Source organism: Alsobacter metallidurans (assembly GCF_014636935.1).
GTDB lineage: Bacteria > Pseudomonadota > Alphaproteobacteria > Rhizobiales > Beijerinckiaceae > Alsobacter > Alsobacter metallidurans.
In genome coordinates, this window is sequence record NZ_BMES01000003.1 from 65,874 (window position 1) to 85,553 (window position 19,680).

The following is a 19,680-nucleotide window of genomic DNA, read 5'->3' on the forward strand; positions in this document are numbered from 1 at the left end:
CTGCCCCCTCGGTCGGCTTGCGCAACTCTCTCCCCGCTGCGCAGGAGAGAGTTGCGCGCCCTTTCACGTCGCGTTCACCTTCAGGCTCTCACTCTCCCCTCATGCACGCCGCCGACGATCTTCGCGCAGCCCTCGCGGTCTGGACCCGCCATCTCGCTTCCGAGCGTCGGCTGTCGCCCAAGACGCTGGAGGCGTACGAGCGCGACATGCGCCAATTCGTGGCGTTTCTGGCCGAGCGCGCCGGCCTGCCCGCCGGGATCGCAGAGGTGAAGCGCCTGCGGCCGGCCGACATTCGCACCTTCATGGCGGCGCGGCGCGCCGAGGGGGTGGGCAGCCGCTCGCTGATGCGGGCGCTGGCCTCCATCCGGTCGGGGCTGCGCTTTCTGGAGCGCGAGGGGCTGGTGGACGCCTCGGCGCTGTCGGCGATTCGCGGCCCAAAGCTGCAGAAGAGCCTGCCCAAACCGCTCTCGGCCCCAAACGCGCGCCGCCTCTCGGATGCGGACCTCCGCGCCGGCGAGGATCGCGAAACCTGGGTGCTGGTGCGCGACGCCGCCGTGCTGGCGCTGCTGTATGGCTGCGGCCTGCGCATCTCCGAAGCGCTGGGCCTGAAGCGCAGCGAGGCGCCGGTTGGCGGGCAGGACATCGTCACGGTCACCGGCAAGGGCGGCAAGACCCGCATGGTGCCGGTGATCCCGGCCGTGTCGGCCGCCATCGCCGAATATCTCGAGCTCTGCCCCTACACGCTGGCGCCCGGTGAGCCGCTGTTTCGCGGCCAAAAGGGCGGGCCGCTGTCGCCCCGCATCATCCAGCTCGCCATGGAGCGCCTGCGCGGCGCGCTGGGCCTGTCCGACACCGCCACCCCGCACGCGCTGCGGCACTCCTTTGCGACGCACCTCCTGGCGCGCGGCGGCGACCTGCGCGCGATCCAGGACCTGCTCGGCCACGCTTCGCTGTCCACCACGCAGATCTACACCGAGGTGGACACCTCCCGCCTCCTCGCCGCCTACAACGCCGCGCATCCGCGCGCCGGTTGACTGCCGGACAGGCGAAGCCGTGCCACGCCTCAGACCGGCAGCAACCCGTCGGTCTTCACTTCCTCCATCACCGCATAGGTGCGGCTTTCCTTCACGCCCGGAAGGGACAGGAGAACGTTGCCGAGGAAGTTCCGGTAGGCCGCCATGTCGGCCACGCGGGTTTTCACCAGATAGTCAAATCCGCCCGCCACCATGTGGCATTCCAAGACCTCGGGCGAACGGCGCACCGCCTCGGCGAAGCGCTCGAAAACATCGGGCGTAGTCTTGTCGAGGCTGACCTCCACGAACACCAGAAGGCCGCGCCCGAGCTTTTGCGGATCAAGCGTTGCGCGGAAGCCCGTGACGAACCGCTCGCGGAACAGGCGCTTCACACGCTCGCTCGTGGCGGTCGGCGACAGGCCGATCTTGTCGGACAGGTCTACGGTGGTGATGCGGCCATCCTCCTGCAAAATCCTGAGAATCTTGCGGTCTGTGCGGTCCAGATCATCCATGCGAGATTTCCACTATGGTTGGCCGGATTCATAGTGGCTTCTGTTGAGATTTGGCAATAGCCGGCAGTTTAGATACGGCGAAAGACGAGCTATGGTGACGAAGTCGCCACTCCTTCAGGTCGCAGGACGCCTCTGATGCAAAGCTTGTCCCCGTTCCGCGCGGCCTATGCGGCCGATGACGTCGTGATCGCCCGTACGCTGCTGGCCCGCGCGACGCTTCCAGCCGATCGCGAGGCTCGGATCGACGCCACGGGCCGCAAGCTCGTGGAAGCGATTCGGCAAAAGGGCGGCGGGTTGGGCGGCGTCGAGGAGTTGCTGCGCGAGTATTCGCTGTCCAGCCGCGAAGGGCTCGCCCTGATGGTGCTGGCGGAGGCGCTGTTGCGTGTCCCGGACAGCAAGACGGCTGACAAGCTGATCGAGGACAAGCTCGGCCAGGGCGACTTCGCCAATCACGAGACGCGCTCCAATGCGTTGCTGGTCTCGGCCTCGTCCTGGGCGCTCGGCATCACGGCCCGCATCATCCAGCCGAACGAGACGCCCGAGAGCATCCTAGGCTCGCTGACCAAGCGCATCGGGCTGCCGGCGGTTCGCACCGCGACGCGCCAGGCGATGCGGGTGCTGGGCAGCCATTTCGTGCTCGGCCAGTCGATCGGCGAGGCGCTGGACCGCGCGCGCTCGGGCTCCGGGCGGCTGTTCCGCTACTCGTTCGACATGCTGGGCGAAGGCGCCCGCACGCAGGAGGACGCCGACCGCTATGCGGCGTCCTACGCGGCCGCCATCGAGGCCATCGGCCGCGCCGCCGGCAACGAGCCGCTGCCCAACCGGCCCGGCATCTCGGTGAAGCTCTCGGCGCTGCACCCCCGCTATGACGCGCTCTCGCGCGACCGCGTGATGGCCGAGCTCGTGCCCGTCGTGGTGGAACTGGCCCAGAAGGCCAAGAGCTTCGACCTGAATTTCACCGTGGACGCCGAGGAGGCCGACCGCCTCGAGTTGTCTCTGGACGTGATCGCGGCCGTGCTGGCCGACCCTAGCCTCGCCGACTGGGACGGCTTCGGCCTCGCCATCCAGTCCTACCAGAAGCGCGCCCCCGAGGTGATCGACTGGATTGCCGCTCTGGCGCGGCAGCACGGCCGCAAGCTGATGGTGCGCCTGGTGAAGGGCGCCTACTGGGACACCGAGGTGAAGCGCGCGCAGGAGCGCGGGCTCGCCGACTACCCGGTCTTCACCCGCAAGGCGATGACCGACCTGAACTACGTCGCCTGCGCCGAGAAGCTGCTGGCCGCCCGGCCGGCGATCTACCCGCAATTCGCCACCCACAACGCGCTCACGGTGGCGACCATCCTGGAGCGCGCCGGCGACACGCAGGGCTTCGAGTTCCAGCGCCTCCACGGCATGGGCGACGCGCTCTACGGCAAGCTGCTGGAGGGCGCGCCCGGCCTCGCCTGCCGCACCTATGCGCCGGTCGGCGGCCATCGCGACCTGCTCGCCTATCTGGTGCGCCGCCTGCTGGAGAACGGCGCCAACTCGTCCTTCGTGTCGGTGGCGGCCGACCCGAACGTGCCGGTCGAGACGCTGCTCACCCGCCCGGCGACCATCATCGGCCATCCGGACGCCGCCCGGCACCCGCGCGTGCCGTTGCCGAAGGATCTCTACGGCCCCGGCCGCCGCAACTCGGCCGGCGTCGAGCTCGGCCACGAGGCGAGCCTGCACGCGCTCATTGCCGAGATCGAGGCGGCCCGCTCGTCCGGCCTTGTCGCCGCCACGCTGATCGACGGCGCGCCCCAGCCCGGCGCCGAGCGCCCGGTTCTGTCGCCATCCAATGGCGCGACCGCCGTCGGCCGCGTCCGCGAGGCCGACGAGGCCACGGCCGACCGGGCCGTCGACGCCGCCCAGCGCGGCTTCCGCGACTGGGAGCGCGCGCCCGCCGCCAAGCGCTCCGCCGCGCTCGAAAAGGCCGCCGACCTGCTGGAAGCGCGGCGCGGCCTTCTGCTCGGCCTGCTGCAGACCGAAGCCGGCAAGACGCTGGACGACGCCGTCGCGGAGCTGCGCGAGGCGGTCGATTTCCTGCGCTACTACGCCGCCCAGGCGCGCGACCTCTTCGGCGAAGGCGAGGTGCTGCCCGGTCCCACCGGCGAGGACAACCGCCTGCTGCATCGCGGCCGCGGCGTGTTCCTGTGCATCAGCCCCTGGAACTTCCCGCTGGCGATCTTCCTCGGCCAGGTCTCGGCCGCGCTGGCGGCCGGCAACGCCGTGGTAGCCAAGCCCGCCGAGCAGACGCCGCTGATCGCCCACGAGGCCGTGCGCATGCTGCACGAGGCGGGGGTGCCCGGCTCGGCCCTGCACCTCGTCACCGGCGACGGCCGGGTCGGCGCGCGGCTCGTCGCGCACAGGCGCATCGCTGGCGTCGCCTTCACGGGCTCGACCGAGGTGGCGCGGCGCATCAACCAGACGCTCGCCGCCAAGGACGGGCCGATTGTGCCGCTGATCGCCGAGACGGGCGGCATCAACGCCATGATCGTGGACGCCACGGCGCTGCCCGAGCAGGTGTCGGACGACGTCGTGATGTCAGCCTTCCGCTCCGCCGGCCAGCGCTGCTCTGCGCTGCGCCTCCTTTGCGTGCAGGAGGACGTGGCCGACAAGATGATCGACATGATCGTCGGCGCATCGCGAGAGCTGAAACTCGGCGACCCGCGCGACCTCAGCGTGCAGGTCGGCCCGGTGATCGACGCCGAAGCGAAACAGCGCCTCGAACAGCACATCGCCAAGCTGAAGGGCTCCGCCCGCGTTCATCTCGCCGCCGAGGCTCCTGCTACGGGCTACTTCGTCGGCCCGCATGTCTTCGAGCTGAAGCGGCAGGGAGACCTCGCCGAGGAGGTGTTCGGCCCCGTGCTGCACGTGGTGCGCTGGAAGGCGGGCGAACTCGGCCAAGTGCTCGACGCCATCGAGGCGAGCGGCTACGGCCTGACGCTCGGCGTCCATTCGCGCATCGACGGCACGATCGCCGAAGTCGTGTCGCGCCTCGACGTGGGCAACTGCTACGTCAACCGCAACATGATCGGTGCCGTGGTGGGCACGCAGCCCTTCGGCGGCTCCGGCCTGTCCGGCACGGGCCCAAAGGCGGGCGGCCCCAACTACCTGAAGCGCTTCGCCGTGGAGCAGACCGTCACGATCAACACCGCGGCCGCCGGCGGCAACGCCAACCTGATCGCGATGGGCGAATAGGGCGCCCCGCAGCGTCACCAACGAAAAAGGGCCGCGCGAGCGGCCCTTTGCGTATCCGGTGAAGCTTGGCCTCAGTGTGTCGGGTGCGACAGCGTCTGGCGCAGCGTCACGAGGTGCGAGAGGCGGTCCGACGCGGCGCGGCGGCTGTCCTCGCTGCCGGCCTTGTCGAAGTCGGCCTCGGCGGCCTTGATCTCGGCGGCCAGCACCTCGTCCGACACGTCCTCCACCGGAATGGCCTGCTCGGCAAGGATGGTGAGGCCGCGCGGGGACACTTCGGCGAAACCGCCGCGCACGAACAGGCGCTGCGTGTTGTTCTGCGGGCCGGTGACCACGACCACGCCGGGGCGCAGCGTCGACATCAGCGGCGCATGGTCCTTCAGCACGCCGAAGTCGCCCTCGCTGCCGGGAACAACGACCTGCTCGACCTCGGCCGAGATCAGCAGCCGCTCGGGCGAGACGAGTTCGAACGGGAACGTGGCCATAAGATTCTCCAACCGGAACAAGCGAACCCGGCGACCGAGGCCGCCAGGATCAGCAAAGGCTTACGCGGCCTCGGCGGCCAGGCGCTGGGCCTTCTCGATCGCCTCCTCGATGGTGCCGACCATGTAGAAGGCGGCCTCCGGGAGGTGGTCGTACTTGCCTTCCACCAGGCCCTTAAAGCCCTTGATGGTGTCGGCCAGCGGCACGAGCTTGCCGGGCGCGCCGGTGAACACTTCGGCGACGAAGAAGGGCTGCGACAGGAAGCGCTCGACCTTGCGGGCGCGCGCCACCGTGGTCTTGTCCTCTTCGGAGAGCTCGTCCATGCCCAGGATCGCGATGATGTCCTGCAACGCCTTGTAGCGCTGGAGCACCTGCTGCACCTGGCGGGCCACCGCGTAGTGGTCCTCGCCGACGACGAGCGGCGAGAGCATGCGGGAGGTGGAGTCGAGCGGATCCACGGCCGGGTAGATGCCCTTCTCGGCGATCGAGCGAGACAGCACGGTCGTGGCGTCGAGATGCGCGAAGGACGTGGCCGGAGCCGGGTCCGTCAAGTCGTCGGCCGGCACGTAGATGGCCTGCACGGACGTGATCGAGCCCTTGGTGGTGGTGGTGATGCGCTCCTGCAGGGCGCCCATGTCCGTCGCAAGCGTGGGCTGGTAGCCCACCGCCGACGGGATGCGGCCCAGAAGCGCCGACACCTCGGAGCCCGCCTGCGTGAAGCGGAAGATGTTGTCCACGAAGAACAGCACGTCCTGGCCCTTGTCGCGGAAGTTCTCCGCGATGGTCAGGCCGGTGAGCGCCACGCGGGCGCGGGCGCCCGGGGGCTCGTTCATCTGGCCGAACACGAGGGCGCACTTGGAGCCTTCGCCGCCGCCCTTCTTGTTCACGCCGGACTCGATGAACTCGTGGTAGAGGTCATTGCCCTCGCGGGTGCGCTCGCCGACGCCGGCGAACACCGAGAAGCCGCCGTGGGCCTTCGCGACGTTGTTGATCAGCTCCTGGATGAGCACGGTCTTGCCCACGCCCGCGCCGCCGAACAGGCCGATCTTGCCGCCCTTCGCGTAGGGAGCAAGCAGGTCCACCACCTTGATGCCCGTCTCGAGGATCTGCGCCTCGGTGGACTGCTCGGCATAGCTCGGGGCCGGCGCATGGATCGGGCGAACGCCCTCGTTGGCGACCGGGCCGCACTCGTCGATCGGCTCGCCGATGACGTTGATGATGCGGCCGAGCGTGCCGTCGCCCACCGGAACCTGGATCGGCGAGCCCGTGTCGGTGACCGGCTGGCCGCGGACCAGACCTTCGGTCGTGTCCATCGAAATGCAGCGCACCGAGGATTCGCCGAGATGCTGGGCGACTTCGAGCACGAGGCGCGCGCCGTTGTTGGTGGTCTCGAGCGAGTTCAGGATCTCGGGCAGATGTCCGTCGAACTGGACGTCGACGACCGCGCCGATCACCTGGGTGACGTGTCCCGTCGCGACGCCTGCCTGGAAGGTGGTGGCCATGGTTTCAGTCCTTAGGTCTGGCGAGCGCTCGCGCGCCCGGGGTCTGGCTCAGAGCGCTTCCGCGCCCGAGATGATTTCGATGAGTTCCTTGGTGATCATCGCCTGACGAGTCCTGTTGTAGGTCATCGTCTGCTTCTTGATCATCTCGCCGGCGTTGCGGGTAGCGCTGTCCATGGCGCTCATCTGCGAGCCGTAGAAGGAGGCCTGGTTCTCCAGAAGCGCGCGCAGCACCTGCACGGAGATGTTCTGCGGCAGCAGCGTCGAGAGGATCTGGCTCTCGTCCGGCTCGTACTCGTAGGAGGCCGTGGAGCCGCCCGCGGCCTGCGCCGGGATTTCGGCCGGGATGATCTGCTGCGCGGTCGGGATCTGGGCGATCACCGACTGGAAGCGCGAGAAGAAGATCGTCGCGACGTCGAACTCGCCGGCCTCGAACATGCCGATGATCTTCTTGCCGATCATGTCGGCCGTATCGTAGCCCAGCGTCCGCACCGAGCGCAGCTCGATGAAGTCGACGATCAGGCTGGCGAACTGCCGGCGAAGGATGTCGTAGCCCTTCTTGCCGACGCACAGGATCTTCACCGTCTTGCCCTGCGCCTGCAGCGACAGGATGCGCTCGCGCGCCAGACGGGCGATCGACGAGTTGAACGCGCCCGCAAGGCCGCGCTCACCCGTGAACACGACGAGCAGTTGCACGTCGCTCTTGCCATTGCCGGAGAGCAGCACCGGGCCGCCCGACGTGACGCCGCCCGCCACGTTTGCGAGCACCGCCGACATGCGCTCCGCAAAGGGACGCGCGGCCTCAGCCGCCATCTGGGCGCGGCGCAGCTTAGCCGCCGCGACCATCTGCATGGCCTTGGTGATCTTCTGCGTCGCCTTCACGGAGGCGATGCGATTGCGCAGATCCTTCAGCGAAGCCATTGCCCGCCCTTCCTCGTATCAGCTCAGGCGATGCGTCAGGCGAACGACTTGGCGAACGAGTCCACCGCGTCCTTCAGCTTCTTGGCGCTGTCGTCCGACAGGTCCTTCGAGGTGCGGATCGCATCCAGAAGCTCCTTGTGGGACGTGTGCAGCAGCCCGAGCAGGCCGTCCTGGAACGCGCGGACGCGGTTCACGGGCAGCTGGTCGAGGTAGCCGTTCACGCCGGCGTAGATCACCGCGACCTGCTCTTCCATCTGCAGCGGCGAGAACTGCGGCTGCTTCAGGAGCTCGGTCAGGCGTGCGCCGCGGTTCAAGAGGCGCTGCGTGGTGGCGTCGAGATCGCCGCCGAACTGCGCGAAGGCCGCCATCTCGCGGTACTGCGCCAGCTCGCCCTTGATCTTGCCGGCGACCTTCTTCATCGCCTTCGTCTGGGCCGAGGAGCCCACGCGCGACACCGAGAGGCCGACGTTCACGGCCGGGCGAATGCCCTGGTAGAACAGGTCGGTCTCCAGGAAGATCTGGCCGTCCGTGATCGAGATCACGTTGGTGGGGATGTAGGCCGACACGTCGTTGGCCTGCGTCTCGATCACCGGCAGAGCCGTCAGCGAACCCGAACCCTGGTCCTTGTTCAGCTTGGCGGCGCGCTCGAGCAGACGCGAATGCAGGTAGAACACGTCGCCCGGGTAAGCCTCGCGGCCCGGAGGACGACGCAGCAGCAGCGACATCTGGCGGTAGGCGACGGCCTGCTTGGACAGATCGTCATAGATGATCACGGCGTGCATGCCGTTGTCGCGGAAATACTCGCCCATGGTGCAGCCGGTGAACGGCGCCAGGAACTGCATGGGGGCCGGATCCGACGCCGTGGCGGCGACGATGATCGAGTACTCCAGCGCGCCCTGCTCTTCGAGCACCTTCACGAACTGGGCGACGGTCGAGCGCTTCTGCCCGATCGCGACGTACACGCAGTAGAGCTTCTGGCTCTCGTCCGTGCCGGCGTTGATCGCCTTCTGGTTCAGGATCGTGTCGAGCGCGATCGCGGTCTTGCCGGTCTGGCGATCGCCGATGATCAGCTCGCGCTGGCCGCGGCCGATCGGGATCAGGGCGTCCACGGCCTTGAGGCCGGTGGCCATCGGCTCATGCACCGACTGGCGCGGGATGATGCCGGGGGCCTTCACGTCGACCCGCATGCGCTTGTCGGCGACGATCGGGCCCTTGCCGTCGATCGGGTTGCCGAGCGCGTCCACGACGCGGCCGAGCAGGCCCTTGCCGACGGGGGCGTCCACGATCGCGCCGGTGCGCTTGACCGTCTGGCCTTCCTTGATGTCGCGGTCGGAGCCGAAGATCACGATGCCGACATTGTCGGTCTCGAGGTTCAGCGCCATGCCGCGCACGCCGTTCTCGAACTCGACCATCTCGCCCGCCTGGACGTTGTCGAGCCCGTACGCGCGGGCGATGCCGTCACCGACGGACAGAACCTGCCCGACCTCGGTGACCTCTGCCTCGGAGCCGAAATTCTTGATCTGCTCCTTGAGGATCGCGGAGATTTCTGCGGCGCGGATATCCATCAGCCGACCTCTTTCATCGCAGTACGAATGCCGTTGAGTTTCGTGCGCAGGGAAGCATCGACCATCTTGGAGCCGAGCTTCACGACGATGCCGCCGATGATCGCCGGGTCGACCTTGACGTCGACCTCGACCATCTCACCGGCCACATCCTTCAGGGCCTGCTTGATGTCGCCCAACACCTTCTCGGAAGGCTGCTCGGCGACGGTGACTTGTGCGCGAACGACGCCCTTCTGCTTGTCCGCCAGGGTGCGATAGGCACGCACCATGTCGTGGACAGCGAAGAGGCGGCGCTTGGCCGCGACCAGCTTCAGGAAGTTGGCCGAAAGCCCGCTGATCTGGAGGTTCGCCAGGATGGGGCCCATGGCCTTCTCCTGGTCTTCGGCCGAGAACACCGGGCTGCGCACGAAGCGCTCCATGTCAGGGTTCTGGCGGATAGCGGCGTCGAACCGGTCGAGCTCGCCGCCGACGGAATCGATGGCGTTCGCCTCATGGGCGAGTTCGAAAAGCGCAGCCGCGTAGCGGCCCGCCACACCGGAAACGATCGTGTTCTCTTGAGCCACCGGCCGTCTCTCATCTGTCCGGACGCTTCGCGCCACGAACCTGCGCACGAAACGATCGGCGTAGGACTGTCGTGGGCGCCACGTCTGGGGTGGAACGGACCCGCATGCAAGAACCGGCCGCGCTGCGCGCTGACCCGTCCCGACGCCGGTCCGAAAGGCGCGCGTGAACTAGCATGATGATCTTGGGTGCGCAACCCGAGCGGCGCCCTTGAGGTGCGCGACTTTCGGGGAGGAGTGGGCTTCAGTCTTCAACCCAAGATGCGTGGCGCTGACGCCAGCGTTTCGACAAAATTGGCTGAAAACGCAGGCTGGCCATGGTCCTTTTAAAAGTATGCTCGTCCCTTGCCTTGCTGGCGATCGCGATCCTTTTGCTCATGCACGGCGCACTTTATGCGCGTTTCGGGCTTACAGCGTGGGGCGAGGTGATCGAACATACACCTGGCAAGGACGCCGATACCATGGACGACGCACTTTTTCAGTTTAGCGATCACGAGGGGAATGAACACACGGTCGAGCTAAGCTTGTTCCGTAGCCATCTCGGCGATAAGCGGATGCTCGCTTATCTGCCCTGGAACCCCAGCGGTTGCCGTGTAGCCACAGAGCCTATCTGGTCAGATGATGTGTGGGCGGTGTTCTTTTGCGTTATCGGGATAGTGGCGATTTGGGATTGAAATTAGCTGTCGTCGGCATGTCGGGCGCGCACTTACAAAAAGCTCATCGGGTCGACGTCCACCTGCACCCGCGTGTTGCCGGTCGTCTTCGGCGCCTCGCGCAGCCAGTGGCGAAGCCAGTCCTGCAGCGGAAACTCGCGGGCGGTCTTCACCAGGAGGCGAAAGCGGTGGCGGCCGCGCACCACCGCGATGGGGGCCTCGGCGGGGCCGAGCACCATGACGTCGGGGTGGCGCGGGGCGCAACGCGCCAGCGCGCGGGCGTGGGTTTCGGCCGGGCCGCGCTCGTCGGCCGATACGACAATGGCCGCAAGCCGGCCAAATGGCGGCAGACCCGCCGCCTGCCGCATCGCGATCTCTTCCTTATAGAAGCGCTCTGCATCGCCCGAGAGCAGCGCCTTCAGCACCGGGTGATCGGGCTGGAAGCTTTGCAGCAGCGCCCGTCCGGACGTCGCGCCGCGGCCGGCCCGGCCGGTGACCTGCTGGAGGATCTGGAACGTCCGCTCGCCGGCGCGCGGATCGCCGGACGCAAGGCCGAGATCGGCGTCCACGACGCCCACCAGCGAGAGCATCGGGAAATTGTGGCCCTTGGCAACCAGCTGCGTGCCGATAACGATCTGGAACTCACCCTCGGCCACCGCCTCCAGCTCGCGTTTCAGCCGCTCGGTCCCGCCCGGAAAATCGGAAGAGAGCACCAGCGCGCGGGCGCCCGGGAACGTCTCGGCCACCTCCTCAGCGAGGCGCTCGACGCCGGGGCCGCAGGCCGCGAGGCAGTCCAGCGCTCCGCAGGACGGGCAGGCGTCCGGCCGGCGCTCCACATGGCCGCAATGGTGGCACACCAGCGCCCGGCGAAAGCGGTGCTCCACCAGCCAGGCCGTGCAATTGGGGCATTGGAAGCGATGCCCGCACGCATTGCACAGCGTCAGTGGCGCGTAGCCGCGGCGGTTGAGGTAAAGCAGCGACTGCTCGCCCCGCTCCAGCGTCTCGCGCACGGCGGTGACGAGCCTGGGCGACAGCCAACTCCCGCGCGGCGGTCCATCCCGGCGCATATCGATGGCGGCGAGGTCCGGCATCGCCCGGCCGCCGAAGCGCTCGGGCAGCCGCACATGTCCGTAGCGCCCGAGCTGCGCGTTGACGCGGCTCTCGATCGAGGGCGTCGCGGAGGCCAGCACCACGGGCGCGCCCTCGATGCGGCCACGCACCACCGCCATGTCGCGGGCGTGGTAGTGGACGCCGTCTTCCTGCTTGAACGCGTGCTCGTGCTCCTCGTCGACGACCACGAGGCCGAGATCCCGGAACGGCAGGAACAGCGCCGAGCGCGCGCCCGCCACCACGAGCGCCTCGCCGGACGCCACCGCCGCATGCGTGCGCTCGCGCCGCCGCCCGGTCGCGCCCGAATGCCACTCCGCCGGCCGCACGCCGAAGCGCTGCTCAAACCGCTGGAGAAACTGCGCCGTCAGGGCGATCTCGGGCAGCATGATGAGGGTTTGCCGGCCGAGCCGGATCGCTTCGGCGACCGCCTCGAAGTAGACCTCGGTCTTGCCCGAGCCGGTGACGCCTTCGAGCAGCGTCACCGAAAATGTTTTGGCGAGAACGGCGTCGCGCAGGATTTGGGCCGCGTCGGCCTGCCCGGCTTCCAAAACAGGATGCTGGTGGTCGGGATCAGGCCGCGGCGCGATGGGCGGCGGCGGGATGCCGACCGTTTCGAGCGTGCCCTCGTCGACAAGGCCGTCGATCACGCCGACGCTCACGGCCGCGGCGTCCGCCAGCGCGCGCTTGGGCAGGGCGAAACCGCCCTCTGCGGCCGCCAGCACGCGCTGCCGGGCCGGCGTCATGCGGCTCGGCGGCGGGCCCGAGAGGCGCACGCCCGTGGTGATGCGCTCCGGCGAGGCGTCCGGATCTGGCGCGCGCAGGGCCATGCGCAGCACCATGCCCTTCGGCGCGAGCGTGTAGCGCGCCACCCAGTCGACCAGCTTGCGCAAGTTATTGGACAGCGGCGGGCAGGCGATCTTCGCGGTGATTTTCTTGAGGTTGGAGCCGGCAGCCCCACGGCGAAGCTCCCACACGACGCCCACCGTCTCGCGCGGGCCGAACGGCGCCTGCACGACGCAGCCGGGCGCAAGATCGAGGTGATCAGGAACCGCGTAGGAGTAGCACTGGTCCAGCGCGACCGGCGTCAGCACCTCGGCGATCAATGCGCCTTGCGCTTCGGTATCCGTGTCGGGAGCGTCCGCCATCGCCATTGGGCAGGCTTACCAGATTCGATCGACGGCCGCGCCAGCTTGGACGCCGGGCAGCGCCGCGTCGGGCCCGGGCCTCAGCGCGCCGGCTGCGGCTCGGCCTTTTCCACAGGCAGGATCACGGCCATCAGCGCGCCGTAAGGCAGGAGCGCCAAAAGCGCGATCACGAGCTTCACGGCGAAGTCGCTGATCGCAAGGCTCTGCCAGAGCGCCATCGGATGCTGGCCCAGGAACGGGATCATCACGGACATTTCCGGGTCGCCCGCAAACGCGATCGAGAAGAACAGCAGCGTATCGAGCGCCGAACCCACGACGCTGCCCACCAGCGGGGCGCGCCACCAGGTCTGCCGCCGCAACTGGTTGAACACCGAGACGTCGAGAAGCTGGCCGACCAGGAACGCTGTTCCGGACGCAATCGCGATGCGGGGCGTCGCCAAAGCGAAAGACAGCGCCACCGCGATTACGAAGCCCACGATCACGAGCTTGCGTGCGACGCCGACGCCATAGCGGCGGTTGGTGAGGTCCGTCACCAGAAACGAAACCGGATAGGTAAACGCACCCCAGGTGAGGTAGTCGCCGAGCCCCCAATACATGAAGGGGTGCTGCACCAGGATGTTGGACGCCACCACGACCAGCGTCATTGCGACGACCGGCAGGGCCAGGGTCCTGAAATCAGGGATCAACATCATGGCGACGCTCCTGGGCCGGTGCCCGTCCGATACGCGAAAAGCCCCGCCAAGGGGCGAGGCTTCAGGCGTGACAATCCAAAAAGGATGTAGGCGCTTACAGCGCCGCCACGGCCTCGTTGGCCACGGCCTTCTTGGCGATCTCGCGCTTCAGCTCGCGGGCCCCCTGCGACAGCGTCTCTTCCGAAGACTTCGCCAGGAACGCGTCGAGGCCGCCGCGGTGCTCCACGGAGCGCAGCGCATGGGCCGAAACGCGCATGCGCACGGCGCGCTGCAGCGAGTCCGACTGAAGCGTCACATGGAACAGGTTCGGCAGAAACCGCCGCTTGGTCTTGCGGTTCGAATGGCTCACCAGGTGGCCCGACTGCACACCCTTGCCCGTCAACTCACACCGACGCGCCATGGTCGATCGTCCTTCGTGTTCTGAGCCGCGGGTCTCACGACGACGATGTCGCCGAAAAGCAGAAGGCGGCCGAGGCCGCCGCCGGAACCCACGCAGCAATCAAATGGTGGCTGCTCTATAGTGGCGAGCCGCAGCAGCGTCAACCGCCAAACCGGCGACGAAAGCGTGCTCCGGTGCTGCCATTCGCCTGTTAGCCCGCGAATCAGCCATGATCAACGCGCCACGAATCCGACGCTTTCGCGCGCGAAACAACCTTATCGTGCGGATCTGGCGAGGCCAGACCGGGAAACCATGATCGCCATGACTAAAAATCCCCCCCAAGGCTCAAAGGCTCGCCTCGCCGCTGCGGCCTCGATCGCGGCGGCCGTTCTGATCGCCGCCATTCCGGCCCGCGCCGACAACGTCGCCATTCAATATGGCCTCACGCTGGCTGGCCTTCCGATCGGCACCGCCTCCATGACCGGGTCGGTGACGCGCGAAAGCTACAAGCTCGACGTCCAGGCCAGGATGACCGGGCTCGCCGGCATGCTGACCAGCGGGCGCGGCGCCGGCGTGGCGACGGGCGCCAACGCGGGCGGCAAGCTCCTGCCCGCCACCTACGCGCTCTCCTCCGGGGGCGGAAGCCAAGTTTACACCGTCCAGATGGCGCTCAAGGCCGGCGACGTCGCGGCCGTTGAGATCAACCCGCCCCTGGACGTCAAGGTCGACCGCGTGCCGGTGCTCGACAGCCACAAGCGCGGCGTGGTGGATCCCGTCAGCGCGCTCCTGTTCCCGGTGGCGGGCCGAGGGCCGCTGCTCGAGCCGGCGTCCTGCGATCGCACCATCCCGGTCTTCGACGGCGCCGGCCGCTTCGACGTCACGCTCAGCTATACGGGCAAGAAGGACGTGGACGTCCCCGGCTACAAGGGGCCTGTGGTCGTCTGCTCGGCGCGCTACACGCCGATCTCGGGCCATCGCACCGGCCGCAAGGCGACGCAGTTCATGGCCGACAACCGCGACATGGAGGCCTGGCTCGCGCCGGTCGAATCCGCGCACACGCTTGTGCCGGTCCGGATCGCGGTGCGCACCATGGTGGGCTCCACCGTGATCGAGGCGACCAAGTTCAGCATCACCCGCACGGCCGACGCCGGCGGCGCGCCGACCGCCACGGCGGCCCGGGCCACTCCGGCCGAGCAGCAGCGCAATTAACCAACCTCTGCCCCCGCGACGCTCCATAACGAAGCGCTCCGGTTAACGCCGGAGCGCTTTTTTGCTGCGCATTTGAACGGCCCGAGAACGCCCAAGCGCCTGTCCGGACAGGGTTGCCGCTGATTCGTGCCCGTCCCGTTCCGGGTTACGGCTAATCGTAAAGGCAAGCGCCCCGTTCTGCTCCCGGGCTGGTTCAGACTCTGTCCACCTTGACCGCCACTCAGCGAGTCCCGCACCGGGACGTCAGGTTAACGGCGCCGCGTCGTGAAGGCGCGCGTCGGCGCAGGCCGGCGTTAGCGGCCCTAGGCCGGCGCTGGCGTCGCAGTGATTCGTGCATGCTCCGTTCGGTGCTGTTCCGCTTCATGAACGGGGGACGAGCTATGATCGAGTTGAGTAGGCGCCGCTCGTTAACCTTTGACGAAAACCGAGGCTCGTTCCAGCCGATCCCACGCCGGGACACTCGTTAACCAACGCCCGCTACGGAGCCTGCTGACAAACCGCTCGAGGGCCGCGCCGCTCGAGGACGCAAACCAGTGCGCGCCGATTCGTGCCGGCTCTGTTCCGGCCTGTTCCGCTCCGTTAATCGGCCGTCGAAAGGCATTGGGCGTTCGCTGCTCGACGCCGCGTCCCGCGACGGGATTGCGGGTTAACGTTCTAGGGGCGCGGCAGGTCATCGGGAGCCCCCTTCGTCCCATAGGCCGCCTTGCACACCAGTGATTCGTGCCCGCTCCGTTCTGGCTTCCGGCTCATCGTTAACTCTGCGGGTCCATGCGCATCTTGAGGTTCCCGCTTCGGCACGAAACATCTAATGCCTGCCCTATCGCGCGGTCCGCACGCTCCAATGCAGAGCGTCACGCGACCAAGGCGTTGCTTGGGATTGCGGTGATTCGGGCCCGATCTGTTCGCGCCCTGGCCCAATCGTTAACCCGAGCAGGAAAGATCCCGCATGCAGATGCAAGACTTCGAACACGAACGGTGAGTCTTGCCGGGACTGGTCGACTCTGGGGTGAATCCAGCCTGCCTGCCTCTTTCCGGTTGCCGCAGGCGCCGAACCTGATGATCTTGACGAGCCTCGACCTGCCGCTCCGCAAAACTTTGCCCGAGTCCTGGAAGACTCGCCCGCAAGCGCCGATTCGACCCCGATTCGTTCGGGGCTCGTTCGCTTTATTTTGTGCCAGCGTCGCCCGGCTCCGTGCTAAACGACTCCGCGAAACAACTCCCGACCTTGGCCAATGGCCGCGCCCATGCTCGCCGGCGCACCGGCCTCTCCCCATATCCAGGTCCGATGCTGCCACGCTCCCTTCCGCCTTCCATTCGCGCGCGCGGCGTCACGGCCGTGCTCGGGCCGACCAACACCGGCAAGACGCATCTGGCGATCGAGCGCATGGTGGCGCACGGCGGCGGGCTGATCGGCCTGCCGCTGCGACTGTTGGCCCGCGAGGTCTACCAGCGTCTCGTCGAGCGAACCTCCGTGGACGCGGTCGCGCTCGTGACCGGCGAGGAGAAAATCAAGCCGCCGGGCGCGCGCTTCTGGGTCGCAACCGTGGAGGCGATGCCACGCGATCTCGAAGTCCCTTTCGTGGCCATCGACGAGATTCAGCTCGCGGCCGATCGCGATCGCGGCCACGTCTTCACCGATCGCCTGCTCAACATGCGCGGCCGGTCCGAGACCCTGCTGATCGGCGCCGCCACCATGAAGCCGCTGATCGAGCGGCTGTTGCCCGGCGCCAACATCGTTTCGCGGCCTCGCCTGTCGCAGCTCACCTTCGCGGGCGAGAAGAAGCTCACCCGCCTCCCCCGGCGCAGCGCCATCGTGGCCTTCTCGGCCGAAGAGGTCTACGCGATCGCGGAGCTGATCCGCCGCCAGCGCGGGGGAGCCGCGGTCGTGATGGGCGCTCTGTCGCCCCGAACCCGCAACGCCCAGGTCGAGATGTACCAGTCGGGCGACGTCGACTACCTGATCGCCACGGACGCGATCGGGATGGGGCTGAACCTCGATGTGGATCACGTCGCCTTCGCGGCCGACCGCAAGTTCGACGGCGCCATGCACCGGCGGCTCAATCCGGCCGAGTTCGGCCAGATCGCGGGCCGCGCCGGCCGGCACCTGCGCGACGGCACCTTCGGCACCACGGGCCGGTGCGAGCCCTTCGACACGGAGCTCGCGCGGTCGTTGGAGGACCACGTCTTCGACGCCGTGAAGGTGCTGCAATGGCGCAATCCCGAGCTCGATTTCGGCACCGTCGCGCGGCTGGTCGCCTCGCTGGACCGCAATCCCGCCGAACAGGGCCTCACCCGCGCGATCCCGGCCGATGACGTGATCGCGCTCGAGACGGTTGCGCACGATCCTGAACTGAAGGCCTTCGCGTCGAGCCCCACCGCGGTGTCGCGGCTGTGGGACGTCTGCCAAGTGCCGGACTATCGCCGCGTGGCGCCGGCCGCCCATGCCGACCTGGTGGGCACAATCTATCGCCAGCTCATGCGCGACGGCCGCCTGTCGGAGGACTGGTTCGCGGCCCGGGTGGCCGAAGTGGACAGGACGGACGGCGACCTCGACACCCTGTCGAACCGCATCGCCCAAGGTCGCACCTGGACGTTCGTGGCCAACCGGCCGGACTGGCTTCGCGATCCTGAGCATTGGCAGCGCGTCACCCGTCAGGTAGAGGACAGGCTGTCCGACGCATTGCACGAGCGTTTGGCGCAACGATTTGTGGACCGCCGCACGAGCGTGCTCATGCGGCGCCTGAGAGAGAATGCGATGCTCGAGGCGGAAATCACGGCGGCGGGCGACGTGCTCGTCGAAGGCCACGCGGTCGGCCGGCTGCACGGATTCCAGTTTGCGCCGGATCCGCAGGCCGGGGGCCCTGAGGCCAAGGCGTTGCGCAATGCGGCCCTGAAGGCGCTCGCCAACGAGATCGACACGCGCGCCGCGCGGCTGTCGGGCGCGGGCGACGACGCTTTCGTGCTCGCCAATGACGGCGCTGTGCGCTGGCAGGGCGAGGTGGTCGCCAAGCTCACGGCCGGCGAAAAGCTGCTGGAGCCGCGCCTTCGCCTTCTGGCGGACGAGCAGCTCACCGGCGGCTCGCGCGAGCAGGTCCAGGCCCGCCTCGATCTCTGGATCAAGGCGCATGTCGAAAAGCTGCTCGGGCCGCTGCTGAAGCTCGAGAACGCCGAGACGCTGACCGGCATCGCGCGCGGCCTCGCGTTCCAGATCGCCGAGGCGCTGGGCGTGCTTGAGCGCTCCAAGGTTGCGGACGAGATGAAGCATCTGGACCAGGAAGGTCGCGGCGCGCTGCGCAATTTCGGCGTGCGCTTCGGCGCCTACCATCTCACCGTCCCGGCCTTGCTGAAGCCGGCCCCGCGGGGTCTCGCGGCCCAGCTTTGGGCGTTGAAGCATGGCGGTTCCGAGCCCAAGGGCCTCGACGACATCCTGCATCTGGCGGCTTCGGGCCGCACCTCCATCCCGGTCGACAAGGAAGTGGCGCGCGGCCTTTACCGCGCCGCCGGCTTCCGCGTTTGCGGCGAGCGCGCCGTGCGCGTCGACATCCTGGAGCGCCTGGCGGACCTGATCCGCCCGGCCATCCACTATCGCCCCGGCGTGACGCCCGGCGAGCCGCCGGCCGGCGCGGCCGATGGCGAAGGCTTCGTGGTCACCACCGCGATGACGTCGCTTTGCGGCTGCGCGGGCGAGGATTTCGCCTCGATCCTGCGGTCGCTCGGCTACCTCGTCGACCGTCGCCCGGGCCCGGCCATCACGGTCGCGCTCGCCCCGATGGCGCCGACCACGCCGGCCGTGCAGGCCGCCGCTCCGGCGGCCGATGCGCCTGCGGAAGCCTCCGCCGCCGAGGCAGCCGCCACCGACGCGAACGTCGCGGAAGCAGCCTCGACCGAAACGGTCACGGACGCCCCAGGGGGCGAAACGGCTGCGCCGGCCGAGGCCGCGACGGCCGACGTCGGCTCCGAAGCCGCCGAGCCCACGCCCCTCGACGCCATCGCGGCAGACTTCGCTGTCCGCGGGGTCGCGCCCGAGGCCGCAGACGCTGCCGCTGCTCTCGACGCCGAGGATGCGGCTCAGCCCGCCATCGCAGAGGCGGTCGCCCAGCCGGCTTTGGCCGACGAGTCCGAGACCGCCCTCACGGCCCAGCCGATGGTCGATGCGGCCGGCTCCGACGCTCCGGCCGAAACCGCCGAGCCGGCGGCTCCCGCCGAGCCGATCCTGATCGAGGTCTGGCGCCAGCATCGCCACCAGGGTGGGCAGCGCCCCGCCCGCGATCGCAATGCGCGTGGCCAGGAACGCAACGGCCAAGCGCGCAACGGCCACGCCCGCAACGGCGCAGCCCCCGGCGAAGCGCCGCAAGGCGAGCGCGGCCCCCGTCCCGATCGTGGCCCCCGGCCCGAGCGCGGACCGCGCCCCGCGCGCCCCGAGGGCGGCGGCGAAAATCGGCAGGATGCTCGGCCGGCCGGTCGGCCGGATCACCGCGGCGACAACCGCCCGCAGGGCGAACGCCCCGACCATCGTGGTCCACGGCGCGACGACCGCTTCGGCAAGGGCGGCCCGAACCGTGGCGGCCCGGCCAAGTTCGGCGGCAAGCCGGGCGGCGGTGGAAAGCCCGCCGGCGGTTGGACCGATCGTCCGCCGCGCGAGAAGGCGCCTGATCCCAACTCGCCCTTCGCCAAGCTGCTCGCCCTGAAGGCTGAGCTCGAGTCCAAGCAGAAGGGCTGACCA

Annotated in this window: 14 protein-coding genes; 5 read left to right on the forward strand and 9 right to left on the reverse strand. The window is 68.6% G+C overall.

Annotated features, from left to right (window positions below; genetic code table 11):
• Positions 1-101 precede the first annotated feature (101 nt).
• Complete coding sequence (locus tag IEV99_RS21105) at positions 102-1,034, forward strand: tyrosine recombinase XerC (RefSeq protein WP_188519829.1); 933 nt, start codon at positions 102-104, stop codon at positions 1,032-1,034.
• 29 nt (positions 1,035-1,063) lie between these two features.
• Here IEV99_RS21105 and IEV99_RS21110 read toward each other — a convergent pair whose 3' ends face one another.
• A complete protein-coding gene (locus tag IEV99_RS21110) occupies positions 1,064-1,525 on the reverse strand; it encodes an Lrp/AsnC ligand binding domain-containing protein (RefSeq protein WP_188519830.1) in 462 nt (153 codons plus the stop codon).
• Between the two features lie 135 nt (positions 1,526-1,660).
• Between IEV99_RS21110 and putA the strand changes: the two genes are divergently transcribed.
• Entirely contained in the window at positions 1,661-4,747 is a 3,087-nt protein-coding gene (putA, locus tag IEV99_RS21115) for a bifunctional proline dehydrogenase/L-glutamate gamma-semialdehyde dehydrogenase PutA (RefSeq protein ID WP_188519831.1), read from the forward strand.
• A 71-nt stretch (positions 4,748-4,818) separates the two neighbouring features.
• Here putA and IEV99_RS21120 read toward each other — a convergent pair whose 3' ends face one another.
• Genes IEV99_RS21120 through IEV99_RS21140 form a run of 5 tightly spaced genes read right to left on the reverse strand, consistent with a single transcriptional unit; the run spans position 4,819 to position 9,772 of the window.
• Complete coding sequence (locus tag IEV99_RS21120) at positions 4,819-5,229, reverse strand: F0F1 ATP synthase subunit epsilon (protein ID WP_188519832.1); 411 nt, start codon at positions 5,227-5,229, stop codon at positions 4,819-4,821.
• 60 nt (positions 5,230-5,289) lie between these two features.
• A complete protein-coding gene (gene atpD / locus IEV99_RS21125) occupies positions 5,290-6,729 on the reverse strand; it encodes a F0F1 ATP synthase subunit beta (RefSeq protein WP_188519833.1) in 1,440 nt (479 codons plus the stop codon).
• A gap of 48 nt (positions 6,730-6,777) precedes the next feature.
• Complete coding sequence (locus IEV99_RS21130; protein WP_188519834.1) at positions 6,778-7,647, reverse strand: F0F1 ATP synthase subunit gamma; 870 nt, start codon at positions 7,645-7,647, stop codon at positions 6,778-6,780.
• Between the two features lie 35 nt (positions 7,648-7,682).
• Positions 7,683-9,212, reverse strand: coding sequence for a F0F1 ATP synthase subunit alpha (gene atpA / locus IEV99_RS21135; protein ID WP_188519835.1), 1,530 nt, complete (start codon positions 9,210-9,212; stop codon positions 7,683-7,685).
• A complete protein-coding gene (locus tag IEV99_RS21140) occupies positions 9,212-9,772 on the reverse strand; it encodes a F0F1 ATP synthase subunit delta (RefSeq protein ID WP_188519836.1) in 561 nt (186 codons plus the stop codon). Before IEV99_RS21140 ends, atpA begins: the two co-directional genes overlap by 1 nt.
• A gap of 314 nt (positions 9,773-10,086) precedes the next feature.
• On the opposite strand from IEV99_RS21140, the gene IEV99_RS21145 reads away from it, so the two are divergent.
• Complete coding sequence (locus tag IEV99_RS21145; protein ID WP_188519837.1) at positions 10,087-10,443, forward strand: hypothetical protein; 357 nt, start codon at positions 10,087-10,089, stop codon at positions 10,441-10,443.
• Positions 10,444-10,475: 32 nt separating this feature from the next.
• Here IEV99_RS21145 and IEV99_RS21150 read toward each other — a convergent pair whose 3' ends face one another.
• The 3 genes from IEV99_RS21150 to rpmB all read right to left on the reverse strand — a co-directional run bounded on the left by IEV99_RS21150 (position 10,476) and on the right by rpmB (position 13,769).
• A complete protein-coding gene (locus tag IEV99_RS21150; protein WP_244644003.1) occupies positions 10,476-12,683 on the reverse strand; it encodes a primosomal protein N' in 2,208 nt (735 codons plus the stop codon).
• Between the two features lie 74 nt (positions 12,684-12,757).
• Positions 12,758-13,366, reverse strand: coding sequence for a queuosine precursor transporter (locus IEV99_RS21155; protein WP_188520286.1), 609 nt, complete (start codon positions 13,364-13,366; stop codon positions 12,758-12,760).
• A 97-nt stretch (positions 13,367-13,463) separates the two neighbouring features.
• On the reverse strand, positions 13,464-13,769 hold the full coding sequence (gene rpmB / locus IEV99_RS21160) for a 50S ribosomal protein L28 (protein WP_188519838.1): 306 nt from the start codon (positions 13,767-13,769) through the stop codon (positions 13,464-13,466).
• A gap of 300 nt (positions 13,770-14,069) precedes the next feature.
• Between rpmB and IEV99_RS21165 the strand changes: the two genes are divergently transcribed.
• Both IEV99_RS21165 and IEV99_RS21170 read left to right on the forward strand, forming a co-directional pair.
• Complete coding sequence (locus IEV99_RS21165; protein ID WP_188519839.1) at positions 14,070-14,957, forward strand: DUF3108 domain-containing protein; 888 nt, start codon at positions 14,070-14,072, stop codon at positions 14,955-14,957.
• 1,285 nt (positions 14,958-16,242) lie between these two features.
• The gene (locus tag IEV99_RS21170; RefSeq protein ID WP_188519840.1) at positions 16,243-19,677 is read left to right on the forward strand and encodes a helicase-related protein; all 3,435 of its coding nucleotides are present in this window, start codon (positions 16,243-16,245) and stop codon (positions 19,675-19,677) included.
• Positions 19,678-19,680: the final 3 nt, after the last annotated feature.